General features: G+C 32.8%; 31 protein-coding genes. 24 read left to right on the forward strand and 7 right to left on the reverse strand.

Annotation, left to right across the window (positions count from 1 at the left end):
• Window position 1: 1 nt before the first annotated feature.
• Both Q9Q97_RS10690 and pyrF read right to left on the reverse strand, forming a co-directional pair.
• Complete coding sequence (locus Q9Q97_RS10690; RefSeq protein ID WP_306156801.1) at window positions 2-802, reverse strand: ABC transporter substrate-binding protein; 801 nt, start codon at window positions 800-802, stop codon at window positions 2-4.
• Between the two features lie 163 nt (window positions 803-965).
• Complete coding sequence (gene pyrF, locus Q9Q97_RS10695; RefSeq protein ID WP_306156803.1) at window positions 966-1793, reverse strand: orotidine-5'-phosphate decarboxylase; 828 nt, start codon at window positions 1791-1793, stop codon at window positions 966-968.
• Between the two features lie 222 nt (window positions 1794-2015).
• Here pyrF and Q9Q97_RS10700 point away from each other — a divergent pair, with 222 nt between their 5' ends.
• The 11 genes from Q9Q97_RS10700 to Q9Q97_RS10750 all read left to right on the forward strand — a co-directional run bounded on the left by Q9Q97_RS10700 (window position 2016) and on the right by Q9Q97_RS10750 (window position 8626).
• A complete protein-coding gene (locus Q9Q97_RS10700) occupies window positions 2016-2489 on the forward strand; it encodes a Dps family protein (RefSeq protein ID WP_306156805.1) in 474 nt (157 codons plus the stop codon).
• A gap of 106 nt (window positions 2490-2595) precedes the next feature.
• Window positions 2596-2781 (forward strand): CsbD family protein, encoded by a 186-nt coding sequence (locus Q9Q97_RS10705; RefSeq protein ID WP_012024385.1) that lies wholly within the window; start codon window positions 2596-2598, stop codon window positions 2779-2781.
• A gap of 157 nt (window positions 2782-2938) precedes the next feature.
• Window positions 2939-3490, forward strand: coding sequence for an AraC family transcriptional regulator (locus tag Q9Q97_RS10710; protein WP_306156812.1), 552 nt, complete (start codon window positions 2939-2941; stop codon window positions 3488-3490).
• A gap of 21 nt (window positions 3491-3511) precedes the next feature.
• Window positions 3512-3961 (forward strand): response regulator, encoded by a 450-nt coding sequence (locus Q9Q97_RS10715; RefSeq protein ID WP_125719171.1) that lies wholly within the window; start codon window positions 3512-3514, stop codon window positions 3959-3961.
• A gap of 10 nt (window positions 3962-3971) precedes the next feature.
• A complete protein-coding gene (locus tag Q9Q97_RS10720; protein ID WP_306156815.1) occupies window positions 3972-5756 on the forward strand; it encodes a CHASE3 domain-containing protein in 1785 nt (594 codons plus the stop codon).
• A gap of 272 nt (window positions 5757-6028) precedes the next feature.
• A complete protein-coding gene (locus Q9Q97_RS10725; protein ID WP_306156818.1) occupies window positions 6029-6598 on the forward strand; it encodes a DUF4142 domain-containing protein in 570 nt (189 codons plus the stop codon).
• Between the two features lie 36 nt (window positions 6599-6634).
• A complete protein-coding gene (locus Q9Q97_RS10730) occupies window positions 6635-7279 on the forward strand; it encodes a porin family protein (protein WP_306156820.1) in 645 nt (214 codons plus the stop codon).
• Window positions 7280-7316: 37 nt separating this feature from the next.
• Window positions 7317-7469 (forward strand): lmo0937 family membrane protein, encoded by a 153-nt coding sequence (locus Q9Q97_RS10735; protein WP_141248143.1) that lies wholly within the window; start codon window positions 7317-7319, stop codon window positions 7467-7469.
• Between the two features lie 59 nt (window positions 7470-7528).
• Window positions 7529-7813: a YtxH domain-containing protein gene (locus Q9Q97_RS10740; protein WP_306156823.1), complete on the forward strand. Its 285-nt coding sequence runs from the start codon at window positions 7529-7531 to the stop codon at window positions 7811-7813.
• A gap of 47 nt (window positions 7814-7860) precedes the next feature.
• Window positions 7861-8220 (forward strand): hypothetical protein, encoded by a 360-nt coding sequence (locus tag Q9Q97_RS10745; protein ID WP_306156825.1) that lies wholly within the window; start codon window positions 7861-7863, stop codon window positions 8218-8220.
• A 28-nt stretch (window positions 8221-8248) separates the two neighbouring features.
• On the forward strand, window positions 8249-8626 hold the full coding sequence (locus tag Q9Q97_RS10750; RefSeq protein ID WP_306156827.1) for a hypothetical protein: 378 nt from the start codon (window positions 8249-8251) through the stop codon (window positions 8624-8626).
• A gap of 337 nt (window positions 8627-8963) precedes the next feature.
• Here the strand turns inward: Q9Q97_RS10750 and Q9Q97_RS10755 are convergent, their stop codons facing one another.
• Entirely contained in the window at window positions 8964-10295 is a 1332-nt protein-coding gene (locus tag Q9Q97_RS10755; RefSeq protein WP_306156829.1) for a DUF5723 family protein, read from the reverse strand.
• A gap of 283 nt (window positions 10296-10578) precedes the next feature.
• Complete coding sequence (prfA, locus tag Q9Q97_RS10760; RefSeq protein WP_125719152.1) at window positions 10579-11655, reverse strand: peptide chain release factor 1; 1077 nt, start codon at window positions 11653-11655, stop codon at window positions 10579-10581.
• 293 nt (window positions 11656-11948) lie between these two features.
• Here prfA and Q9Q97_RS10765 point away from each other — a divergent pair, with 293 nt between their 5' ends.
• From Q9Q97_RS10765 to Q9Q97_RS10795, 7 genes are all read left to right on the forward strand, one after another.
• The gene (locus Q9Q97_RS10765; protein ID WP_306156832.1) at window positions 11949-12491 is read left to right on the forward strand and encodes a hypothetical protein; all 543 of its coding nucleotides are present in this window, start codon (window positions 11949-11951) and stop codon (window positions 12489-12491) included.
• Window positions 12492-12506: 15 nt separating this feature from the next.
• Window positions 12507-13259, forward strand: a complete 753-nt coding sequence (locus Q9Q97_RS10770; RefSeq protein ID WP_306156834.1) for a hypothetical protein — start codon at window positions 12507-12509, stop codon at window positions 13257-13259.
• Between the two features lie 64 nt (window positions 13260-13323).
• Window positions 13324-14457, forward strand: a complete 1134-nt coding sequence (locus tag Q9Q97_RS10775; protein ID WP_306156836.1) for a PD-(D/E)XK nuclease family protein — start codon at window positions 13324-13326, stop codon at window positions 14455-14457.
• A 190-nt stretch (window positions 14458-14647) separates the two neighbouring features.
• Window positions 14648-15190, forward strand: a complete 543-nt coding sequence (locus Q9Q97_RS10780) for a hypothetical protein (RefSeq protein WP_306156838.1) — start codon at window positions 14648-14650, stop codon at window positions 15188-15190.
• A 162-nt stretch (window positions 15191-15352) separates the two neighbouring features.
• A complete protein-coding gene (locus tag Q9Q97_RS10785) occupies window positions 15353-15727 on the forward strand; it encodes a hypothetical protein (RefSeq protein WP_306156840.1) in 375 nt (124 codons plus the stop codon).
• A 48-nt stretch (window positions 15728-15775) separates the two neighbouring features.
• On the forward strand, window positions 15776-16243 hold the full coding sequence (locus Q9Q97_RS10790; RefSeq protein WP_306156842.1) for a hypothetical protein: 468 nt from the start codon (window positions 15776-15778) through the stop codon (window positions 16241-16243).
• A 91-nt stretch (window positions 16244-16334) separates the two neighbouring features.
• On the forward strand, window positions 16335-16832 hold the full coding sequence (locus Q9Q97_RS10795) for a hypothetical protein (protein ID WP_306156844.1): 498 nt from the start codon (window positions 16335-16337) through the stop codon (window positions 16830-16832).
• 38 nt (window positions 16833-16870) lie between these two features.
• Here the strand turns inward: Q9Q97_RS10795 and Q9Q97_RS10800 are convergent, their stop codons facing one another.
• Both Q9Q97_RS10800 and Q9Q97_RS10805 read right to left on the reverse strand, forming a co-directional pair.
• Window positions 16871-17662: a DUF5995 family protein gene (locus Q9Q97_RS10800; protein WP_306156846.1), complete on the reverse strand. Its 792-nt coding sequence runs from the start codon at window positions 17660-17662 to the stop codon at window positions 16871-16873.
• 181 nt (window positions 17663-17843) lie between these two features.
• A complete protein-coding gene (locus tag Q9Q97_RS10805) occupies window positions 17844-18215 on the reverse strand; it encodes a GreA/GreB family elongation factor (RefSeq protein ID WP_306156848.1) in 372 nt (123 codons plus the stop codon).
• 494 nt (window positions 18216-18709) lie between these two features.
• Here Q9Q97_RS10805 and Q9Q97_RS10810 point away from each other — a divergent pair, with 494 nt between their 5' ends.
• Both Q9Q97_RS10810 and Q9Q97_RS10815 read left to right on the forward strand, forming a co-directional pair.
• Window positions 18710-19075: a hypothetical protein gene (locus Q9Q97_RS10810; protein ID WP_306156850.1), complete on the forward strand. Its 366-nt coding sequence runs from the start codon at window positions 18710-18712 to the stop codon at window positions 19073-19075.
• 57 nt (window positions 19076-19132) lie between these two features.
• The gene (locus Q9Q97_RS10815) at window positions 19133-19627 is read left to right on the forward strand and encodes an SRPBCC domain-containing protein (RefSeq protein ID WP_306156852.1); all 495 of its coding nucleotides are present in this window, start codon (window positions 19133-19135) and stop codon (window positions 19625-19627) included.
• 6 nt (window positions 19628-19633) lie between these two features.
• On the opposite strand, the gene Q9Q97_RS10820 is transcribed toward Q9Q97_RS10815, so the two are convergent.
• Window positions 19634-20635, reverse strand: a complete 1002-nt coding sequence (locus Q9Q97_RS10820) for a hypothetical protein (RefSeq protein WP_306156854.1) — start codon at window positions 20633-20635, stop codon at window positions 19634-19636.
• Between the two features lie 236 nt (window positions 20636-20871).
• Here Q9Q97_RS10820 and Q9Q97_RS10825 point away from each other — a divergent pair, with 236 nt between their 5' ends.
• The 4 genes from Q9Q97_RS10825 to Q9Q97_RS10840 all read left to right on the forward strand — a co-directional run bounded on the left by Q9Q97_RS10825 (window position 20872) and on the right by Q9Q97_RS10840 (window position 25052).
• Window positions 20872-23172, forward strand: coding sequence for a type IA DNA topoisomerase (locus tag Q9Q97_RS10825; protein ID WP_306156856.1), 2301 nt, complete (start codon window positions 20872-20874; stop codon window positions 23170-23172).
• A gap of 266 nt (window positions 23173-23438) precedes the next feature.
• The gene (locus tag Q9Q97_RS10830; protein WP_306156858.1) at window positions 23439-23915 is read left to right on the forward strand and encodes a DUF6265 family protein; all 477 of its coding nucleotides are present in this window, start codon (window positions 23439-23441) and stop codon (window positions 23913-23915) included.
• Between the two features lie 106 nt (window positions 23916-24021).
• Complete coding sequence (locus Q9Q97_RS10835; RefSeq protein WP_306156860.1) at window positions 24022-24459, forward strand: hypothetical protein; 438 nt, start codon at window positions 24022-24024, stop codon at window positions 24457-24459.
• A 95-nt stretch (window positions 24460-24554) separates the two neighbouring features.
• On the forward strand, window positions 24555-25052 hold the full coding sequence (locus tag Q9Q97_RS10840; protein ID WP_306156863.1) for a DUF6265 family protein: 498 nt from the start codon (window positions 24555-24557) through the stop codon (window positions 25050-25052).
• Window positions 25053-25297: the final 245 nt, after the last annotated feature.

The following is a 25297-nucleotide window of genomic DNA, read 5'->3' on the forward strand; positions in this document are numbered from 1 at the left end:
ACTATTTTTTTAGCCTTTCGTGAAGCAGTTTAAAATAAGCAAAAGCCTTTAATAATCTGCTTCCATGCCATGAGAACATTTCTCCATCTACGAAAATGGTTTTGGCGTGATGCGTAAATCTTCCGATTTCAAAAGCATCTTCTTCTTTAAAAGGATACGGCTCTGAAGAAAGAAAAACAATATCAGGATCGCCTTCGAGACGCATTTTCTTTAACTCAATTTCAGGATAACGGCCTTTGTCTTCGTATATATTTTTAAAATGATTCAGTTTTAGCAATTCATTTATATAAGTGTCTTTTCCTGCAACCATATAAGGATCTTTCCAAATAAAATAAGCCGCTTTCTTTTCCTTTATATCTTGAACATAATTTTTGAAATCGCTCAAGGCGAAAGCCAGTTTGTTATTCCACTTTTGCGCTTCGGTTCTGCAATTGAATAATTGACCGAAATCTGAAATCATTTGAAAGTTATCTTCTATTGTCACAATATTTGTTACCCAAACTGGACAAATTGCGCTCAGTTGAGCTACAATTTCTTCTGTGTTTTCTTCTTTATTACAGATAATAATGTCTGGTTCTAGAAGTTTTATTTTCTCGAAATGAATCTTCTTAGTCCCTCCTACAATCTTTTTGGTTGATTTAAAATAAAACGGATGCACACAAAACTTCGTTATTCCGATAATTTTTTCTTCCAGACCTAAATCATATAATAATTCTGTTTGCGAAGGAACAAGTGAAATAATGCGTTTTGGAGTATTTTCAAAGGAATGAATAGTTCCAAGCTGGTCGATGATTTGTTTCATGTTTCAAGTTTATTTTTGTTTCAAGTTATTGGAGTGTCAACTTAACCGCAAAGTCCGCAATGGTTTCGCAAGGTTCGCAAAGAAATAACTTTTGCGTTCTTAGCGTAAAACCTTTGCGGACTTTGCGGTTAGATTATGTTCAAAATAAAGCAAACTTGAAACTTTAAACTTGAAACTTTAAACCAATAATCTCTTCCATTTCTTGCTGTACTTTCAAAGCTTCTTCTCTAGCTTTTTCAGCAAAATCAGTTCCTTTAGAAGCGTAGATAATTCCTCGTGCAGAATTTACCAAAAGACCAACTTTATCGTTCATTCCGTATTTGCATACTTCAGACAAACTTCCGCCTTGCGCTCCAATTCCAGGAACCAATAAGAAACTGTCGGGAACAATTTTTCTAATTTCTGTAAAATATTCTGCTTTTGTTGCACCAACAACATACATCAGGTTTTCGCTGTTTTTCCATGTTTTAGAAGTCTCCAAAACTTGTTTGTACAATTCCTTTCCGTTTGTTGTTAAAGTCTGAAAATCGAAAGCACCTTCGTTAGAAGTTAATGCTAACATTATGGTATGTTTATTTTCGAAAGCCAGAAAAGGCTCTACCGAATCTTTTCCCATATAAGGAGCAACCGTTACACTATCAAAATTCAAATCTTCAAAAAAAGCTTTCGCATACATGCTAGACGTATTTCCGATGTCGCCACGCTTTGCATCTGCAATCGTAAAAATATCAGGATAATTTTCGTTGATATAATTGATTGTTTTTTGCAGAGACATCCATCCTTTTATTCCGTATGCTTCAAAAAAAGCGGTGTTTGGCTTGTAACCAACTGTTAGATCGTGTGTAGCATCGATTATGGCTTTATTAAACTCAAAAATCGGATCTTCGGTTTCTAATAAATGCTGTGGAATCTTTGCTAAATCAGGATCTAAGCCAACGCATAAAAATGATTTTTTATGAAGAATTTGTTCGTGTAGTTGTTGTGTTGTCATATTGTGTTTTGCTTGTGCGGCAAAATTACAAAATGATAATTAGAAAATGTGCCAATTAAATAATTAGATAATAAATATAGAGATGTCTTTAAATCAATTTCCAATTGACACATTATCTAATTTTCTAATTAACATTGAATTCCTACAACATCTATTAAAAATTGTGTAAAGCGAAAAAACTCTTGAAAAGTATCTTTGAAAAACAACATTAAAAATACAATTATGAGCCCAAATATCGGAATTACGCCAAAAAACTTAAAAAAGAGCGCTTCTATTCTTGCCACGATTTTATCTAACGAGATGACATTATATGTAAAAACGAGAAAATTTCACTGGAATATTTCTGGAAATAGTTTTATGGAACTTCACAAATTGTTTGAAGAACAATATCGCATTCTGGAAGCAAATATTGATGAAGTCGCAGAACGCATTAATCAATTAGGAGAAAAAACAATTGGTACAATGAAAGAGTTTATAGACAATTCTACCATAAAAGAATCTCCAAAAGAATATGCTTCGCAAAAAAATATGCTATCTGAACTTTTAGAAAATCACGAACAGCTTATAACAGAATTTAGAGGTTATCTCCCTGTTTTTGAAGACGAAACCAACGATGCCGGTTCTGCAGATTTTGTAACTGGATTGTTGCAGCAACACGAAAAAATGGCTTGGATTCTGAGAAGATATCAGGAGTAGTTTTCAAAAAAATGAAAATTATGCAACAGTCAGAAAAATAAATGTAACAGAAAGCTGGCAGATAAATTGCAATTTTACAATACAAATAAATATAAAAAGAGACATCATGAATACTACAGAAATAAAAGGAAACTGGAATGAGTTAAAAGGAAAATTAAAGCAAAAATATGCTGAATTAACAGATGACGATTTGATGTTTGCTGAAGGAAAAGAAGACGAAATGTACGGAAGACTTCAGCAGAAACTGGGAAAAACAAAAGAAGAATTTCATCAAATCCTGTCAGATTTGTAAATCCTTGCAACTCAATCAGGGAAATACCGTCTAGTAAAAATATTAGACGGTATTTTTTTGAAAAAATTATTTTAAAATCACATTTACTTGTAATTCTATATCATTTAAAAGCAAAAACAACAAATAAAATAAGTATCTTTAACCAAATTTCTATAAAATGAAACTATTTATAAAGTTCGACATTAACACTATTTGCTCTCTTTATTTAAAACAAAACCTGGAACAAAATAATATAAATTTTACTACTCTGGGATTTGGCGAAATTGAGATTGAAGACAATCTTGATGCCGAAGCACTGGAGAATTTAAAAACCAATTTGGCTCCGTGCGGTTTTGAAGTAGTTGAAAATCAAAAAAGTGTCTTGGTTCAAAAAATAAAAGATGCTATTATTGAGCTTGTATTTATGGATGACAACAATAATTACAAAAGTTCTGTGTTTTTGGCAGAGAAGCTAAATCACAGTTACGGATATTTATCTAATGTTTTCTCTGAAGTAACATACTCTTCTATTGAAAACTTTATTATTTTGCAGAAAATTGAAAGAGCAAAACAGCTAATTATTATCAACGAAATGAGTTTGACCGAAATTGCTTTTTTACTAAATTACTCTAGTGTTGCGCATTTGAGTACGCAGTTTAAAAACACGACCGGAATTACGCCGTCTGCTTTTCAGAGAATTATTAAGAAACGAAGAGAAAATTTAAAATAAAACCCAAATACCACGATCAAAATGCAAAAAAACGCATTACACATTTTATTGGCCGATGATGATGAAGATGACCGTCTTTTTTTTAAAGATGCGTTTGAAGAAATAAAAATACAGACAAACGTAAATTTTGTTCATGACGGAATGCAGTTGATGGATCATTTAATGAACCCAGACAATAAACTTCCAGATATTTTGTTTCTAGATTTGAACATGCCTAAGAAAACAGGTAAGGAATGTTTGATTGAAATCAAAAAAACGGACCATTTAAAAGATATAATTATTGCCATTTACTCTACCTCTTCTTCTGAAGAAGATATTGAAGATACATTTATTCAAGGCGCTAATATTTACATCAAAAAGCCAAGCGATTTCAATACATTAAAAAAAATAATTAATGAAGTCGTGACTGTTAACTGGCATTATCATACCTCTGGATTAAACCGTGATAATTTCTTGCTGCGACTAAAATAAGAGCATACCAATGAAATGGATACCAAATTTTAATTCTTCAAACTCTTTGAGAGTTATTTTTGTAATCGCAGTTTTCATTCTGTTATTTCTATCTTCCATTGCTTACAAACATAATCAGGACTTGAATGAATCAAGCAAACTGGTTATGCATACTTACGAAATTAACATACAGCTCGAACGACTGATGTCGGCGATAAAAGATGCAGAAACGGGCCAGCGAGGATATATTATCACTCGCAATGCCCGTTTTTTAACGCCTTATATTTATTCGCGCGACAAGGTAAATACTTCTTTCATTACCTTAAAAAAACTTACTGCCGACAATAAGGAACAGCAAGAAAACCTGCAGAAACTTTTTAAACTCATTACGCAGCGTTTCGTTTCTTTTGAAAATTGTTTAAAGTATAGCGATCCTAAAACTTACGACAAAAGAAAGTTGGACAATCACATGTTTGGCGGCAGGATTTTAATGGAAAACATCCGTTTTAAGGTCGACGAAATGAACGATATTGAAAAAACATATCTCAAAAAAAGACTTAAAATTTACGATGACGAAATTTCATTAAGTCCGCTTTTTTCTATTTCGCTATTCTTAGTTGCCTTAAGTTTCATATTACTAGCTTATAGACAAATAAGCCGTGATTTTGAGCGTTTAAAAGTATTTAATAAAAGACTTTTAATCTCTAGCGGTTTAATTTCTGAATCTGAAAGCATTGGTAAATTCAGCACTTGGCAATGGGATTTAGATTCTGATAAAATAGATTTTTCAGACAATCAGTTCCGATTATTGGGTCTTGAACCAAAATCTTTTGCTCCAAATAAAGCGACACTTCTTAAATATGTTCACCCAGATGATAAAGAATCTGTGGCTAAGGCAATAGATGGCATTATAGACAAGAAACATCTTCCGTTTGTATACTATAAAATTATACGCCCAGATTTTGAAGTCCGTTACTTTAAAACAACAGGAAAATTAGTAATCGACCAGCAAGGCAGTAAAATTTTGCTTGGAATTAATTTTGATATTACAGACGAGCATCTTCTTAATATCGAACTTCAGGAACGTAATAAAGAGTTGGAAAAAAGCAATAAAGAATTGGCTTCTTTTAACCACGTAGCCAGTCATGATTTGCAAGAACCGCTTAGAAAAATACAGACTTTTATTTCGAGAGTTTCTGACGCCGATAAAGAAGTAATGTCTGAAAGCGGCAAAAATTACATCACAAAAATTGAAAGTTCGGCAAAAAGAATGCGCGTGTTGATAGACGATCTTCTTTTATTTTCGAGAACGAATACGACCAAAAAAGAATTTATTAAAGTAAACTTGAATGAACTCTTAAATAATGCCGAATCTGAACTGGCAGAAATGATAGAAGAAAAGAAAGCGGTTATTACGGCTCCAAAACTTCCTAAACTTTCTGTAATTCCGTATCAGATCGAACAGCTTTTTATCAATTTAATTGGAAACTCGCTAAAATACAGCCAGCCCGATATTAGACCAGAAATATCCATTTCTAGCGAAAAAGTAAACTCTTCTGATTATCCAGAAATTTTAGAACAGTCTGTTAAGAAGTTCCATAAAATTACTTTTACAGATAACGGAATGGGATTTGACCCGCAGTTTAAAGAAACAATTTTCATTCTTTTTCAGCGTCTTCATTCCAAAACAGATTATCCTGGAACCGGAATCGGATTAGCGATCTGCAAGAAGATTGTCGAAAACCATAAAGGACATATTACAGCCGATAGTACTTTAGGCAAAGGATCTGTGTTTACTGTATTTCTTCCTGATTAAATTTTAAATACCCAATCACATAAATAGAATCTCTATTATTGTAAGAAAAAAATCTTTCCATTTTTATACGATTAAGAAAAAGAAATTATAGTCAAATCTGTAATTTCTTTTTTTTTTGCTCTAAACAAAAACCTTTTAAAGCATTGATTTTAAAAGGATAAAACCAAAATACAATTCTATTATGGGAATTATATAACGTTTCATTTTTATGCTGTAAAGGAAAATCTTTCATTCGTTAGCATCTTTGTAATGTAATACTTTATGAAGTAATAATGAAAGTAATTCCCCCCATGAAGACTGCTTATTTTAAAGTCTTTTTTTCATTCTTGTTAGTTATTTGCATCACGTCTTGCAGAAAAATTAATCCGATTGAAAATACTTTGAAAAACCAGGCTTTTGCAAAAAATGAAAGAGAAGAAACAGAAGTATTCTTTTTTATTTCAACGGCGAATATTACTAAATCAATTATTTCAAAAAGTCAAATTGCACAGCAGAAAAGTTCAGATATAATTGTTCAGGAATTAAGCAAAAGAATCGAAGTTCAAGAAAACCAATTGTTGGAAGAACTTAACAAAATGGCCACATCTAAGCTCATTGTCATTACTGAAATAAACGCCACGCACAAACGAGACCTGTACAACCTCATTGATGCTAACGGCAACGATTTTAATACTATTTATTTGGATGCCGTTTCAGAAGGAATATGCGACCAGATTGAGCTGCTTGAGACCATTTCTAGAGAAACAAACGACAAAGCAATTCTCGAATTTGTTCTTAGATTTTTGCCCGAACAATATAAACTCTTACGAGAGACTGAAAGATTAAAAAAACAAAATGAATAAACGCCTATTATCTATCTATTAACTAAATTATTTATCATGAAATTACAAGCCAATTTTTTATGCGCCTTAACACTTTTTTTATCAGCATCATTTGGAATGCTTCACGCTCAGGACACTAATGTAACAACCGAATTCGGTGTAAAAGGGGGATATAACATGTCTAACTTAATCGACAGCGGTGATGATGTAAACGACAATAATATTTTGTCTGGTTTTAATGCCGGTTTTTATGCCACACTTCCTGTTTCAGATTTTGTAGCCATTCAGCCAGAGATTTTGTTTACTACAAAAGGAGCTAAACTAGAATATAATGCAGGTGCTTTTGAAGGTGATGCTAAATTCAGACTTAATTACATTGAAGTTCCTTTGCTTGTTAGAGTAAATATTACAAAGAACTTTAATGTTCATGCCGGTGGTTATGCTTCTTACTTAGTAAGTTCAAAAGTAACTGGAGACGGAATTGAAATCAATGAAGAAGTTGACAGAGACAATTTAAACAAGTTTGATGCAGGTATTGCTGCAGGTGTAGGAGTTGATTTTGATCCAATTAGTATCGGAGTTCGTTACAATTATGGTTTAACAACCGTTGGTAAAGAAAGAACTGTACTAGGAGAAACGTATACTTTTCCTGACGTTAGAAACAGCAACTTGACTTTATACCTATCGTATAAGTTAAACTAACAAAAAAATTAATTATTAACCGCTAAAATAAAAAACCATGTCAAACTTATTATACACACTAGCAGTGATTCTGGTGATACTTTGGGCTCTTGGGTTCTTTGTTTACAGTTTCGGAAGCATTATTCACATTTTGCTGGTAATTGCCATAATTGCCGTACTGCTTCGACTTATTAAAGGTCGGGAAATTTAAAAAATCACATTTTATTAAATCAACAAATTATCAATATTAATCATTTAAAATTATTTATTATGAAAACTAGTAGCACAATTTTAGGAATTTTAGGAGCCGCAGCTGCGGGAGCATTCATAGGTGTTTTATTTGCACCAGACAAAGGGTCAAACACAAGAAAAAAAATCAAAGATAAATCAAGAGATTATAGCGATAACTTGAAAACAAAATTTGATGGTGTAGTAAATAAAATCACTTCAAACGGTAAAGATATTATCGAAGAAGGAAAATCTAAACTTAACCAAGTTAAAGATGATTTTAACACAATCAAAGATGACGTTAAAACAGTAAAATCAAACTATTAATAGATTGTATTAATTAGTGAAATTTTCAAACCATAAAACCCTATATCATGGAACCAAATGCAACAACAAACGAGGATTTAAATCTTTATGAAAAAGCTGAAAACTATGCTAAAACAAGTTTAGAATTATTAAAACTAAAAACAGTATGTTCAGTGGCTGATGGTGCCGCATCATTAGCATCTAAGATAGCGATTGGCATTGTTGTTGCATTTTTTACCTTGTTCCTAAACATCGGAATAAGTTTGTGGATTGGAAAAGAACTTGGAGAGTATTACTACGGCTTTTTTATCATGGCACTATTTTATCTTATTCTAGTAATTGTTGTGGTAAAATCACATCATAAATTGATTAAAACGCCGATAGGAAATACGATTATTTCAAGTATTTTAAAAGAAACTAAAAACTAGATTTAACATTAATACACATAAAAAGACTATGGAGGCTATTTACAATATTGATCAGTTAAATCGAAAAATTGAGGAATTAGAAGTTCGCCAGGATACAGAATGGTGCGCGATAAAAGACCATATCGATGAGCTTAAGGAAAACCTAAAACCGATAAACCTGATTCGAAATACGGTTGAAGAAATCAACGAAACTGTTGGTTTTAAAAGCCACTTGGCACAATCTGTAATCAGTATCGGAATTGGTTATGTCGCCAAAAGATTCATTGTCGGAAAAGGCGACTCGATGTTTAAAGGAATTTTGGGTTCAGTCGTTCAGCTTATCGTAACGAATCTGGTTTCGAAACCTCATCCAGAATCTTCTGAAGAAAACGAAGATTCACCACAATATGAACCATCTAGAGAGTAATTTGTTAACGTAAATTTATATATTATGGAAAAGTTTAGCGAAATAATGATAAAAAATGGTGTATACGTTTACTCTAATCTATATAAATGTTTTGAATATACGAGAGTATTTCTAGGTGTATAATTTTCATCATACGTTTTTGGGGAAACGGTTGATGAAAAAACACCTTCACTATATATTTTACAAAAAATAAAAACCAACTTTTGGGGAAGTTGGTTTTTATTTTTTATAAGTCACAAAGATACAAAGGTGCAAAGATGCAAAGATTAATTCTTTGTCCTTTGCGCCTTGTTCTTTTTAACCTTTGGCACTTTGGCACTCTGAATCTTTGTCACTATTATCTATAATCTTGATAAATCGGCAACTTCAAACCTGCATAAATGTTACAGCCTTTTGAATTATTCGAAAACAAATTAGAGAAAAGAGTTCCGGAACCGATAAATAACGGACCAGCTCTAAAACCTGCTCCTACTGTTGTTCCGCTGTATTGCATGTGTGTTACAGGAACGTAGAAACTAAATTGTCTGGTTTCGTATCTCGGCGTGAAAGTTACCGAATTGGCAATTGCAGTTCCGTTTACTTTTTTAGCGTCTACCAAACTGAAATCACCGCTTAGATTTAAGTAAAATTTCTGGTTGATGTTCCAGTCAAAATTGGTGTGTAAAGCCGTTGGAAGATTTGCTTTTACACCTTTTCTAGAGGATACTTTAGTATAATTGGCATCAAAAAATTCAAAAATATCTTCAGCATCTTTAATATCCTCCTGCGTTACTCTTCCTGTCAAGTTATAAGTATTCTCTACAATGTTGTTATAATTAATCTTTCCGATATCCGTTACAGAAGCCGCCACTTTAAACTGATAACGGTTTCCTTCGCAAGTATGGCAATTGGTTTGATATTCGTAAGTAAAACCTAAATCGACTCCTACTCCAGCCGAAGAAGCATCAAATTTTGGATCATCACCGTTCTCATAATCATAACTTGCAGCCGTTTTTATAGTTCCTGTCGAATAATATTCGCTTTGTGAAGGATTGGCATCGTTTTTATTGAAAACCACGCTTAAATCATTTCCATTGATATACCCGTTAACACCTGCCATAAGATATTTTAGAGTAAGTCCACCTTTCACAAAATGATCATCACGATTGAACAAAACTGTAGCATAGCTCGCTCCTACTTCAGCCCAAGAATTTGTAACCGCATTCGGATTTCCGCCTGTAATTAAAAAACTCTCAGAAACGTCAACATCTTTGTTCACCTCATCAATAAGCTGACCGTTTATGCCGACAAGATTGGTAACACTTCGTACGCGTGTAAAAATTGCCACACTATGTACAGGCGTGATATTGAACATAACAGAAGGCCCCATAATATCAATATTGAAATTTCCTCTGTTGTTCGATTTAAAATTTTTGCTCGCTTCTGTATCCAGATCGTAACCGCCGTCTAGCACATTCGCAAAATTAACACCGTACAAATCATTCTGTCCCGTTGCACTTACCGATCCAAACGTTACATCGGCTCTGTATTTAGAATCTACAATATTCGACGGATTAAATAATGCCGACTGAATTCCAGCATAATTATCATCCCTAAATCCGAAATACGATTGCGATCGCGCATAAAAAAAGCTTCCAAAGAAGCAAAATAAAAGTAAAGTTCTCTTCATAAAAAATAGGTTGGTTGGTTTATTTTTAGTTTCTAAGTGGCTAAGATACTATCCCGAAGCTTTTGGAATGCAATATTTATGTTATTTTTTTTAAGTTTTCTTTAACATTTTAGAATTCCTAAGAAAATACTTTCCATATAATATAGCAACTTCCAAAGATTCTTAGGTTCTAAGTTTTATCCATAAAAAAAGCCGAACAAAAATGTTCGGCTTTTCTTTATTTATACGTTCAGAGAAAAACCTCTGAGCCTTTGTTACTTTGTCACTTTGAACCTGTGTACGATTAGTACACCTCAGAAGCTTCCTTCAATTTCTCCATATTGTTCACCAACTGAAGCTCGGCAACGATTTTCTGAATATCACCATTCATGATGTTTCCTAAATCGTAAAGCGTTAAACCAACTCTATGATCGGTTACACGACCTTGAGCGTAGTTGTACGTACGGATTTTTGCCGAACGGTCTCCAGAACTAACCTGAGAACTACGTTTTTTAGCATCTTCTTCCTGCTTTTTAGCCAATTCCATTTCGTACAAACGAGAACGTAATACCATCAAAGCTTTATCTTTATTCTTGTGCTGCGATTTCTCATCCTGACATTGCGCTACCAATCCGGTTGGAATGTGCGTTAAACGTACAGCCGATTTCGTTGTATTTACCGACTGACCTCCAGGACCAGACGAACAGAAGAAATCGACACGAACATCGTTCATATCAACTTGCACATCAAACTCCTCCGCTTCTGGCAATACCATAACCGTAGCCGCCGATGTATGCACACGACCTTGAGTTTCAGTTTGAGGAACACGCTGTACACGGTGAACACCCGCTTCAAACTTCAAAGTTCCGTAAACATCCTCTCCAGTAACTTCAAAAATAACCTCTTTGAAACCACCCGAAGTACCCTCGTTCATATCTACAACAGAGGTTCTCCACCCCATGCTTTCGCAATATTTAGTATACATTCTGAATAAGTCACCTGCAAAGATACTCGCTTCATCTCCACCCGTTCCGGCACGAATCTCTACCATCACGTTTTTAGCATCTTCAGGATCTTTAGGAATCAGCATAAATTTGATTTCATCCTCCAATTCTGGCAAACGATCTTTAGCTTCATCCAACTGCATTTTCGCCATTTCCACCATTTCAGCATCACTACCGTCAGCAATAATTTCGTTAGCCTCATCGATATTTGCCAAAACAATAATGTATTCTTCTCTCTTTTCAACCAAAGCCTTAATACTTTTATATTCTTGGTTGAGCTGCTTATAACGCTTCTGATCAGAAATAACATCCGGCTGAATAATCAAATCCGAAATCTCATCAAAACGCTGCTTTACATATTGAAGTCTATCTAACATTTTCTTTTCCTTTATTTGGACTGCAAAATTACAAAATTTTTATCGAAAATTCTAGAATTGATTTTTTGTGTTTTTGGAGGTTGAAATTTAGTGGAATTACGGTTGTTTTTAGGAGCTGATTCCTGCTATCCGTTACAATCTTTTGTGGTGAACCCCACCACAAAAGGATTTCCTCTTCTATCAGGGCTAGGGTTTTGGTTTTCATAAGATGGTTTACGGTTTTCCGTAATGTATTTAAATTTTAAGTACTTAGTTTTGAAAACCATACTAAACTAACAACCAAAACTTTACAAATGAAAAAACTATTTGCTCTATTTTTATTACTTTTTCTAATAACACAAAATTATTCTCAACCTAAACCTAACTCTGATGCGCGTCAATTTATTGAGAATGCAGAAATCATGCAAGTAAATAAGGATTGGAATATAAAAGCCGAATTTACGACTGGATTGAAAGAAGTGTTGGTTTTCTTTCCTGTTGAAGCAATTGATTTAAAATCAAACAAAAAAATAAAAGCATTGCAAGTGGAAATGGCACTAGCTGAAAACTATTTTAAATCTTCGTGGATTGATTTAAATGAAGTTGAAGAATTTATAGTCTTTATAGAGCAATATGTCATTCCAAATCTTAAAGACAAAACTGAAAAGAACCAATCAACCACATATATATTTAATTCTAAAGAAATAACATTTAGTTTTTATATTCAAAAAAACTCTAGAAGAATATCAATATATCTTAAAGATAATGGTGTTACAGATTATAAGCATTATTTCTGGACAGAAACACAGGTAGGAAAGATTCCTGAATTGCTTACGATGCTGAAACAGATTAAATAATTTTAAAAAAGGTTTATGAAACATTTTCTATTCATAATTTTAATTGTAATTAATTCGAATGCACAAGATTGTCCGACAAGAATTGGTGACTTTGAGATAAATTCGACAAAAACTTCTGATCTAGAATGGATATTACCTTCATATACATCGTATATGCCCATAATAGAAAATTTAGATGAATATAAAGACTATATCGTTAGTTATCGGGATGTCGATGAAGAATATGCAGGAAGTTCATTTGCTTATCTGATAAAACCAGACTATAAAAATGTGAAAAGTTGGTATAATCTTGAAGTTGCATCGGTAAATGACTCTACAGAAGTTATATTTATTCCCAGTTATAAAACCGACAACATTACTATTAAAAATGTTTTACTAAAATTTTATAATGACAAACTATATTTTATAAGAGCTAGTTTAAATAAAAACTATACAGATATTATTCTTGAAAAGTATAAAGGAAGAGGATATAAATCAGAAGAAAAGAAAACTCCGAATACTTGTAAAAATCCAAAATTAAAAAAATACCATAATTCATTATCTCAATATTTTTTTGCTTCTGAGGAAAATAAAATTCGAGCAATGTTAACTTTTGATTTTAAAATAAATAAATATTGTGAAACTGTAATTAATGATAGAATAGAAATATTTGATTTTGATATTTACATAAGAGAAAATAATAAAATTAAATTCAATATGGAAAATATGCAAATGATGGAAGATGACAGAAAAAAAAATGAAAAAGAGCAGAAACTTAAAAGATTTTAAAGATATATTTCGTTAATTACTCGTTCGTGCATATATTCATAAAAAATCGAAATTATACAAGAAAATGCTACAATTATTAGATAAAATAAAAATCCTAAATAAATATCAAAAAGAGATTTCCGACTTATCATCAGAAGAAAGATTCAATATCTTTAGAATTTGTGGAGTTAATCATTACGAAGTAACCCATTCAGCAATTTTAACTGAGCTTTTAAGCAATAACTCATCTCATAATTTTGGAAATAAATTTTTTGTAGCCTTTCTTAAAATTCTAAAAAGAGAAAATCTATTATCTGATGATTATCATTTTTCTCTTGAAGATATGAAAGTTATCACTGAATTTTCAATTGGAGAGCTAGGAAGAATCGACATTATCATTAAGAACCATAATCAATGTCTTATCGTCGAGAATAAAATTTATGCTAATGATCAAGAAGAGCAATTAAAAAGATATGAAACATTTGCCAAGAACAATTTTGGCGATTATAAACTCTTTTACTTAACATTATTTGGGGATGAAGCCTCTGAAAATAGTTCGCAAGACTCTAACTACACAACAGTTTCGTACAGTCATACTATAATAAACTGGTTAGAAAGGTGTGTAGAAATTTCGGCTAAAACTCCAGTTATAAGAGAAACTTTAATACAATATATCAATCACCTAAAATTTTTAACAAATAACACTTCCCTTTCTAAAATGAATAATGAAATCATTGAGCTTTTAAGTCAAAATGACAATATTGAAGCGACGTTTACAATTGGAGAAAGATTAAATGATGTCAAAAATCATTTGATTAATAAAATTTTGTTACCGCAATTAAGTGACCTATGCAAAGAACTTAATTTGGATAATATTTCAGAAGAATATGATAGAGTTAATAGATCTTGGGCGGGATTTCAATTTACACATCCAGAATGGAAATTTTTTAAAATTGCCTTTGAATTTGAAGCCCGTGGATTGAGAAATTCTATTATTGGATTGACACATATAAATCGAGATATTAGAAAAGATGTAACATTCGAAATATTAAAAGGAAAATTTAACGGGAAAAATGACTATTGGGTATGGAATGATTTTCCTAAATATAATTCTTGGAATAAAGATGCTATGATTGCAATTCAAAATGGTGAAATGAAGAATCTTTTTAAAGCAGAAATAGAAAGCATTTTATTAAAAACACAAGGTTTAGAAATGTAACAATTTCCCTCGCTCCCAGCTCCGCGAAGTGTTCTAGCAACTGCTGCGCGAATGTCTCCGACTTCGCGCAATTTATTTGTTCTTAGAAATTCTAAACTTCTAAAAAGTCTCTGACTTTTACATTTCACATCTAATTTATATTTGCATTTTTAAAATTTTAAACAAATTTAAATATCTAAATAATTTCAATATGAGTGATACTTACAGAATAGGAAAAGATGGGGTAAAAGTTACATTTCCATCAAGTGGATATACATATAGAGAAGGAAAAGATGGTAGAGTCGTTGCTTTTCCATCGACTGGTTATACCTATAGAGAAGGAAAAAATGGAAGAGTTGTTGCGTTCCCTTCAAGTGGTTATACCTATAGAGAAGGCAAAGATGGAAACGTAGTTCCATTTCCTTCTTCGGGCTACACTTACAGAGAAGGTAAAGACGGAAAAGTAGTTCCATTTCCTTCTTCAGGATATACTTACAGAGAAGGCAAAGACGGACAAGTAGTTCCATTTCCTTCTTCGGGCTACACTTACAGAGAAGGCAAAGATGGAAACATAGTTCCATTTCCTTCTTCAGGATATACTTACAGAGAAGGTAAAGACGGAAAAGTAGTTGCGTTTCCTTCTTCAGGATATACTTACAGAGAAGGTAGAGATGGCAGAGTCGTGGCCTTTCCTTCTTCAGGGTATACGTACTCTGAAAATCCAGAAGGAAGAATCATCCCTCAAAAACTTTAATGTCCCCTTCCTGACGCGAGCGTCTCGCTCGTGCACGCAATCAAAATCAATTGCAAAACTTTGTGTGCACGAGCGAGACGCTCGCGCCAGCAGGAGGCATACAACCGATTTTTACAATCAGTAAAGCGCAAATTAGAAAATGCATAAAATCAATATTAAAACATGGAATCTATTCACAACAACAATGAAGGTTTTACTCCGATTGAACCCGATATTTATGAAAAATTAAATTGGAATTATGACTTAATTGTTTTGTGTTTAGAGTATATTCGAAGTGAAATTCATACGATTTTAGAAACTGATAAAATAGACACCTTTTTAATTTCCTTTTCTAACTTTTTAGGGCAAAATTATCCCGCTATCGGAATTAGAAATAAATCAAATATACAAGAACCTATAAATCTGGATATTTTTGAAGTTGAAGAAAAAATCGAAAAATGGATATTAAATGTTGGTATTGAAAACTTAAAATACAAAGCACAAAATATTTCATACGTCAATTGGAATACTTTACAGAACTTAAAAAGATTTCCCTAATAAAAACTTTACCATTCAATCCGTATACTAAAAATATTTTTTACTTAAATGAAAATACATTCAAAATTTCGAACCTTATTTTTGATTCGGATAAACATACTTTTCGTCATATTTGATTTCTTTTGTCTGTCTAATTTCTTTGGCAGTTTTCGCACTGAGGACTATACCGTAATTTTAGCATCGGTTTTCTTTTTAGCTTTAAGTATATTTTTTCATATTAACAAACTTAGTTCGGTTAACGAAATTACTGTTTCAGAAAAAGGAATAGAAAGAACAACTTTAGCTTCGTCCAAAGTCGAGTTTATCCCTTTTTCTTCCGTTTTAAAAGTTCAAACAGAACGTATTCAAGGATCTTATTCTCGTGCAGGACAAATAAGTACAGGTTACTTTGAAAGCAAACTATATCTAGAAAACGGTGAAGAATTATTAATTAGTCCAGATCATTTTGAGAATTATCAAGAACTTATTATAGCAATTAGAGAGAAAGTATTAAATAAAATCGAAAACTTTGTTTAAAATTGCTCAAGCTTCAACAATTCATCCAAGCGAATTGATTAAAGGATTTATAAGCAAATTGCATTGAAAAGTAAAAAACAAATCGTCATTAATGGAAAAAAAATTATTTCGTTGCTACAAATTAAACAAATGGAATTACATTACCCTTAGTGTTTATTTGTTGCTTTCTTTTTTCTTATTGACTTTTTTCCTCTTAAACAAGTTTGATCGAAAACAAGTATTGTTTTTCTATACTTTTGGAACTCAATTTTTTATTTATGGTGGTCAATATAGAGCGCTTCGAAATTTTTATTATTTTTTAATCTGGCTTACAATAGGAATTATACATTTTAGTCTATTTCTTTCTCTTAGAAATGATCCTGAATTAGCTTTTGTAAACGGCCATGCATCTCTTGGTTTAAGAAGCACTATTATTTCATTATTACTTTACCAATTTTTACGATTTATAAGCTTAACAATTCAGAAAAAAGAGTTAGTTGTACCAGCAAAATACGGTAAGTATGATCTTTTAGATGAAAGGAAGGTGACGTTCCTTGATTATATTTGTTTCTTTACCTTTTTTGGATTAACCCTTTATTTTATGGTTTGACTAGACATTTCTTCAAAATTCCAGCTGTTTTTCTCAAATCACGCCGCCACACACTCCATATTCTTCTCTTCCATAATCTGCATATCCATTATTTTTTGAGCGATAGTACCTCTTTCGAATAGGCGAATTAATTTGAAAACGGCGCTAACAAAATAGCCAGGGTTCGAAACCAATCGGGCGATTTCGGTAATTCTTTTGTCTCTTAATTGTGTACAGGCTTCTCTTTCGTTTTCTGGAACGGCTACAAATTCGTTGGCAAATTTCCATGCTCCATTTCTTGCGGTTTCCATACTAAAATCGATAAAGAAATTGTCTATTTTGCCTGTTGCTTTTAGAATCCACGTGAGCGTTGGCCAAATCTTGATCAGGCATTTTTCGACACCTGCGACCAAATTGCTAAGAATGAAATTGATCTGGTCAAAATCATGCTTTAGTTCTTCAATATCTTCTACCGTGCTAACTTCAGCCGAAGCAATTCCGAGATCAAGATTGATGTGCGCATTAATGCCGAGCAGTAAATGCTGCAGGACAATTGGCCAGAAATTTTCGGCTTGTTCAAAGGCAAATCCCCAGCATTCAGAAGGTTTTTCTTTGGCTTGATACAGGTAATACGCTTTCAAATAACGATTGGCAAAGATAACGTCTAGTTTTTCCATTCGCTCGCCATTTTGAAAAGCGCCTGCATGAATGCCTTCTTTTACTTTTACCGTAACTTCACGATACAGAATAGCAAATAAACCGAGATTGCTTTGCTCCAGTTTTGATCTTTCTATTATTTCGTCCAATAACAGAATGACTTCGTTTATAGTTCCCGCTTGTTTCATACTCATTTACAATTAGTTATATTTAATTTTGGAGCAACTAATTTACTTATTTTAATCATTCAATGAACGATGATTTTGAAGTATACATCTTGTTATTAAGATTTTACATTCCATATTTTTATCATAAAAAAACATCCCGCAAAGAAATCTTCTTTTTGGGATGTTTTTTAATAAACTAAAAAAGATATTAAGCTTCTACTTTTAAAATCTCTAATTTTAAATTTCCTTTTTTAGCTGGCCATTCTACAACGTCACCTACTTTGTAACCCAACATTGCAATTCCTTCGTCTGAAAGAACCGAGATCTTGTTTTTGCTTGCTTTTGCTTCTGCAGGACCAACTAGAAGAATCGTTTTTTCTTCATTTTTCAAATGGTCTTTATAAGTAACTTTTCGGTTTATCGAAACAATGTCTTCAGGCAGATTTTTTCGCAATACCTGAGAGGCATTTTTTAATTGATTCAGCAATAATTCTTCTTCTTGTACGGTAACTTTTTTTCTTCTTACGTGGTCTTTTATTAAATCGTATGTTCCTGTTGTTAGTATTATATTTTGTAACATGACTTTCTTATTTGTTCCATTTTACATAGGCATGAAATGCAACTCTTCACTGAATAGCTAGCAGTTCTATCTCATTCAGCGTATCATATCCTGAATAAAATGGAAATTTATAAAACGAACTATAACTAATGGAAAATTCCCTGTCTAGAGTTAGGACAGGGCAAATGGAATAAAGTCTTTTGAGCTTTTTAAGAAAGTATCGTCATGCAAATACAGCAATGCGCTCATTAAGCACATTAAAGAACTGTTTACTAAATATGTATTTGCCGTTATCATAATACGATTATAATCAGTTTGCAAGATATGACTTTTTTCTTATAAAAAGAAAAACAATCTACTTGATTATATAATTGAGAAGTGCTTCTAAAATATTCACAGACGGTTTTAGTCAAACATGTAATTAGCAATAAAAGATAAAAGTAAATTCTATTTTATATATTTGATAGTTAACAAATAATCATTTGAAAAAGTGATATTTCATAACACTTTCAATTATGGAATCGACTAACAATATTGGTTTTACTCCTATCGAACTTAATATTTATGAAAAATTAAATTGGGATTATGATTTAATTGTAATCTGCCTGGAATGTATTCGAAGAGAAATACCAGTTATTTTAAACGTAGATAGCGATGATATAGAAGTCTTTCTAATTTCTTTCAACAACTTTTTAGAACAAAGTTATCCTGCAATTGGAATTCGTGGAAAATCAGATATGATAGGGAATGTTTTTGATATTGAAGAGAAAATCGAAAACTGGATTATAGATCTGGGCGGAATTGAAAATCTGAAGCTGAAAACCGCAAATCTTGAATGTCCTGATTGGAAATTATTACAGAATATTAAAAAATACCCTTAAAAAAACTAATTACCAAAGCGTCATAAGAATAAAAAATAACAACTAAAAAAATCAGTAATGGAAAACTTCGACTGGACTTCTTTCACAAAAAAAATAGCTGTAAAAGCTACTCTTTCAGATATTTATAATGCTTGGACAAAAGCCAATGAATTGGAAAAATGGTTTCTAGAAAAAGTTTCTTTTTTTGATGCCACTCAGCAACCATTAGACAAAGACAAAAATGCTGTAACAGACACTACTTACGAATGGATTTGGCATTTGTACAAAGATGCCATGAAAGGAAAAATCGTTTCTGCCAACGGACAAGACCAATTGCAGTTTACTTTTGAGGGAAGCTGTCTAGTGGATATAAAACTAAGCGAAGCAGAAGGTTATACCATAGTTGAACTTCGCCACCACAATATTCCAACAGATGATTATTCTAAACAATACATCAGATTGGGCTGTTCCAACGGCTGGCATTTTTATCTGACCAATCTGAAATCGGTTTACGAAGGAGGATTAGATTTACGAAATAAAGACAGTAATTTGGATCCGATGATTAATAATTAGGAAATATTATTGCGGTGCATATCGGTTATGATCATAAAGTCGTTTTTCGGCAATATGATAAATAATCAGATTCTTCAATTGTTGGCCTGTTGGAATATGATCGTATTTTTTAGAAACCACAATCTCCAATCTGTTTATTTCGTCTCTTGAAAGATTTTCAAAATAAGAAAAAACCGCTTCTTTATTTTCAAGTTCGTTAAGATCAACATTTGGAATTATGATCTGTTCTGAAACAGCTTCGTTGCTTTTCTTTAAAACAGCTGCTTTCTCTGCTTTTACAGATTCGTTTTGAGGCGCAACATTAGCTTTAGAATGATTTACATTGTTTATTACTGGTTCTGGTAAAGATGGCAAATCGGCTATCTCCATTTTGCTGGTCTCATTTAAAATATAACCTAATACAGCAACCACAAATGCTTTTGGCAAAAACACGATAATTTCGCTTTCGACAACACGAAATAACTCAAGCGCTGAACAGACGCCTAATACGATCAATGAAAAACCTAAAATTTTGAAAAGATTTTTGTGGACAATAGTAATTTTTCGAATTCTGTTTCCTAATAAAATAGTAATTAAAATCATTACAACAGTTGAAAGCATCAGCCAGATTACACCAGAAAAAGAGGTTGAGGCAAAAGCCATTGAAGCATTTAATTCATCTCCGCTTCCTAAAGACATAAATAGTAATATAGAATCTAGCAGGACTTTACCAACTGAATAAATTGATATCCCCAAGAAAACTAAATACGCAATTATTAAAGAATCTGCTTTTTTATAATGAAGTATTTGATTTAGAAAAAGTTTAAAAACGATCAATATTCCAAACCAAACAAAAGTACTTATAACCGCCAAACCATTTGCCATTAATCCATGAAACCAAGTTTGATCTACATAGAAAAATTCTTTGTAGACTAAAAAAACAATTGTAAAAACGGCATAAATATAAGCAACCAATGCGGTAGTACTGTAAATTTTAGGCAAGCTTGTTTTTTGAGTAGAGTTAGTCATTTGGGTAATTATTTTGTTTTTGGTTACGGTCAAAAATAGGAAATTTAATTACACATCCAGAAGAGTTTTTCTGTTATTTTAAGATAATTTTAAACAAAAAAATCTAACAAATTTTACTTGAAATTATTCAATAATTAAAAACTTAGTGCCTTAGCGTCTTAGTGGCAAAACCAAAAGAACCTTTGTCCCTTTCTCCAAAAATCCTTATTTTCGCTCCTTAATCAAGAAAGGAAAGAATGAAGGTCTGTATTGCCGAGAAACCAAGTGTCGCACGAGAAATAGCAGCCGTTTTGGGTGCCAATACCAAACACGATGGTTATTATGAAGGCAACGGTTATGCAGTAACCTACACTTTCGGGCATTTATGCACCTTAAAAGAGCCCAACGATTACAAACCGCACTGGAAAAGCTGGGACTTGAATAATCTGCCGATGCTTCCAGAAAAGTTCGAAACCAAAGTCGTTCAAAATTCTGGAATTCAGAAACAATTTAAAATCATAAAAAGTCTTTTTGACAAAGCCGAAGTGGTAATAAACTGCGGGGATGCTGGACAAGAAGGAGAACTTATTCAGCGCTGGGTCATGAACGAAGCGCATTACAAAGGTGAAATTCAACGTTTATGGATTTCGTCACTTACAACTGAAGCGATCAAAGAAGGTTTTGAAAACTTAAAACCTTCTGAAAACTACGATAATTTATTCTACGCCGGATTTTCGAGAGCCATTGGCGATTGGCTTTTAGGAATGAATGCAACACGTCTCTATACCGTAAAACATGGCGGTTACAAACAAGTTTTGTCTATTGGCCGTGTGCAAACGCCAACGCTGGCGATGGTTGTAGACCGTTTTAGAGAAATCGAAAACTTTAAACCGCAACCGTATTGGGAATTGCAGACTTTGTACAGAGAAACGCTTTTTAGTTATGAAGAAGGGCGTTTTCTGAAAAAAGAAGACGGTGAAATTCTAGCCGAAAAAGTCAAAGAAAGTGATTTCGAAATTGTTTCTGTCGACAAAAAGAACGGAAATGAGTACGCTCCAAAGCTTTTCGATTTGACTGGTTTACAAGTTTATTGCAATCAGAAATTTGGATTTTCGGCAGAAGAAACGCTGAAAATTGCACAGACATTATACGAGCAAAAAGTAATCACGTATCCCAGAGTAGATACGACCTTTCTTCCTAGTGATATTTATCCGAAAGTAACGGGAATTCTGCAAAAATTAACCAATTATGCTGAATTGACTGAACCGCTTTTAGGAAAGAAAATCAAGAAATCACCGAAGGTTTTCAACGATAAAAAAGTAACCGATCACCACGCGATTATTCCAACTGGAGTTCAAAACAACCTGCCTTTCAATCAGCAGCAGGTTTATGATATTATTACAAGACGTTTTATTGCGGTTTTTTATGATGATTGTTTGGTTGCCAACACAACAGTAATAGGAAAAGCAGCCGATGTTACTTTTAAAGCGACGGGAAAAGAAATCCTGAAAAAAGGTTTTCGGGTTGTGTTTGAAGATCCGAACGCAAAGGAAAAAGAACCCGATTTACTGCCGAGTTTTGTCGTGGGAGAAAAAGGCCCACATGAACCTTCGTTTCTTCAAAAAGAAACCAAACCGCCCAATCAGTTTACCGAAGCAACTTTACTGCGTGCTATGGAAACGGCTGGAAAACAAGTCGACGATGAAGATTTACGTGAATTAATGAAAGAAAATGGAATCGGGCGTCCGTCAACGCGCGCGAATATCATTGAAACGCTTTTCAAGCGCCAATATATTGTTCGAAATAAAAAACAGGTTTTACCAACTTTAACTGGAATTCAGCTGATTGACACGATTCAGAATGAATTAGTGAAATCGGCCGAACTTACAGGAACTTGGGAAAAACAGCTGAAAGATATCGAAAAAGGCACTTTCACCGCTGCGGCATTCATCAGAAACATGAAACGCATGGTCGAAGCTTTGGTTTATGAGGTGCGAATGGAAACCAAACATGCTAATATTTCGCATGCGGCAACGATTCAGAAACCTGTTGTAAAAGAAAAAAAGAAAGCCTCTGGAATTTCAGCAGAAACATGTCCGAAATGCCAAAAAGGGAATATTCTAAAAGGCAAATCGGCTTTTGGATGCAGCGAATACAAATCGGGTTGCGGTTTTGTTTTGCCTTTTGTTTTCCATGATAAAAAAATTACAGAAAGCCAGTATTTAAGATTGGTTCAGAAGGGTTCAACGGTTAATATAAAAGGTTTTAAAACCGATTCTGGAACTGTTGAAGGTTTGATTCGGTTTGAAGAAAATTACAAACTGAAATTAGAACCTAAGAAAACGGATAAAAAAACAGAAACAAAAGAAAGTTCAGATGCATTGGTTTGTCCGAAATGTAAAAAAGGAACTATCCTAAAAGGCAAGACGGCTTACGGTTGTGCTGAATACAAATCGGGTTGCGATTTTAAAGTGACTTTTGACGATGTTCGAGCAAAACTAGGCGATCAAAAACCAACAAAAGAATTGGTTTACGAGATTTTGAGTGCTAGCGTTTAAGTTTTTTTAGCCACGAATTGCACGAATTTGCACGAATTAATTTCACGCAGATTGGAAAAGATTTAAGCTGATGTCCACAGATTTTTTTTTAATAAATCAAAATTTAAATCTGCTTAGATCAGCAAAAATCTGCGTGAAACAAAAAAATCATTTAATCTGTGGCAAAACTAATTTCAGCAAATAATTCGTGGAAATTCGCGTAATTCGTGGCGAACACTTTTTTTTCCTACATTAGTAACTCCAAACAAAACCAAAACTTAAAAAATATGTTTCAGAAAATTACTCTTATAGCCTTTATTATAGCTTTTGTTTCTTGCCAGAAAAAAGAAACGATTGAAAAAGATAAAATCAAAAAAGCCGACTGGTTAATCGGAAACTGGGAAAATACTTCTCCTGAAGGTGTTTTATCTGAGAATTGGCAAAAACTAAACGACAGTACTTTCAGCGCTTCATCTTATTTTATTAAAGGAAAAGATACGTTGCATTTTGAAACTATCATTCTAGCGCAATTGGGCGAAACATTGACTTACAAAGCAACTGTAAAAGGCCAGAATGAAGACAAACCTGTTTTCTTCCCTTCTACTACTGAATCTGAAAATCAACTGGTTTTTGAAAATGCAAAACATGATTATCCGCAAAAGATTACCTATACAAAAGGTGCCAATAATACTTTGACAGCTGAAATTTCTGGGAATCTGAATGGAAAGCCTTCTTCTGAGAAGTTTGTTTTGACTAAGAAGTAATTTTTTTTGTTTTGCCACGAAGTCGCTAAGGCTCGAAGTTTTCTATTTTTGAATATCATATTGTTTGTCAAAGTAAATGAAAAATTATTGCTTAATAATTCTGCTATTGTTTTTTCTATTTAGCTGTAGTAAAAAACCAGAATACATTATTGATGATTTATGGGATAATTTTTCTTTTAACTCAACGGTTTCAAAAAGTACTCAAATTGTCATTAAGTGCTATGATACAGAAATAACAAATAAAACTGTAGAAGTTGAATCTTTTGATCCATCAAAAATAATGAAAACTTCAAATCAAAAGCAAATTGACGAATTTGATAAAATCTTTATAGATGCTGAAAAAACAAGTTATTGTTGCTGTCCCAAAAGTTCTTATACGATTCATTTTTTCAACAAACAGGAAGAATTAGATCTTTTCTATGTTGATACGCTTGAATTTAAAAATAAAGTAAGAATTTGCGAAAGCAGCTATCAATATTCTTATATCATTAAAAAAGAAAATTGGAAAAACTATTTATTTACAATAATGAAAGAAAAAAACTGAATTCACTTTTAAGAAATATTTTTTGTTTGTAATATTTTTTAAAATTAAAAAAACTATTATTCAAGCAGTTAAATAAATAATAAAAAAACGAAACCATGAAATTATCCATTGCTTTATCCTCATCGTTAGCGTTGCTACTTTTTGCTTCTTGTAAAAAAGAAATCAAAACAGAAGCTCCTGTGAAGTCTTATACTGTCGAAAAAGCTTCGTGGTTTATTGGCGAATGGGGTAATAAATCTGAAGAAGGCGAACTTACAGAACGTTGGAAAAAAGTAAATGATTCTGTTTATTTTGGTGAATCTTATTTTGTTGTTGGAGGAAAAGATACTGTTTTTGGAGAACATGTAAATCTTGAAGATAAAAATGGTAAATTGTCTTTTATCGTAACTGTTCCAGGACAAAATGACGAACTTCCCGTAACTTTTGAAATGACTTCGTCTACCGACAATCAAATTGTTTTTGAAAACCCAAAACACGATTATCCATCTAAAATTGTGTACAATAAAGTTGGAAATGATTCTCTAGTCGCAGAGATTTTCGGAATGAAAAAAGGGAAAACCGCTTCGGAAAAATTTCTAATGAAAAAAAGATAAATTAGCACGGCAATAAATGTGTCGTTCCTACGGAACTTTTGATTGGTATTATTTCCATATCCCCACGGATTAAAATCCGTGGCTACAAAATAATTCATTCCTACGGAATTTTCGAATTGGTTTCGTTTCATAAACCCCACGGATTAAAATCCGTGGCTACAAAATGGTTCATTCCTACGGAATTCTAAACTTTGTTACCTGCCAATCTTAGGAAAAAATTTGCTCCCGAAGCCTCGGGACTGCAA

Origin of the sequence: Flavobacterium sp. DG2-3 (assembly GCF_030730925.1) — a bacterium.
Classification (GTDB): Bacteria; Bacteroidota; Bacteroidia; order Flavobacteriales; family Flavobacteriaceae; genus Flavobacterium.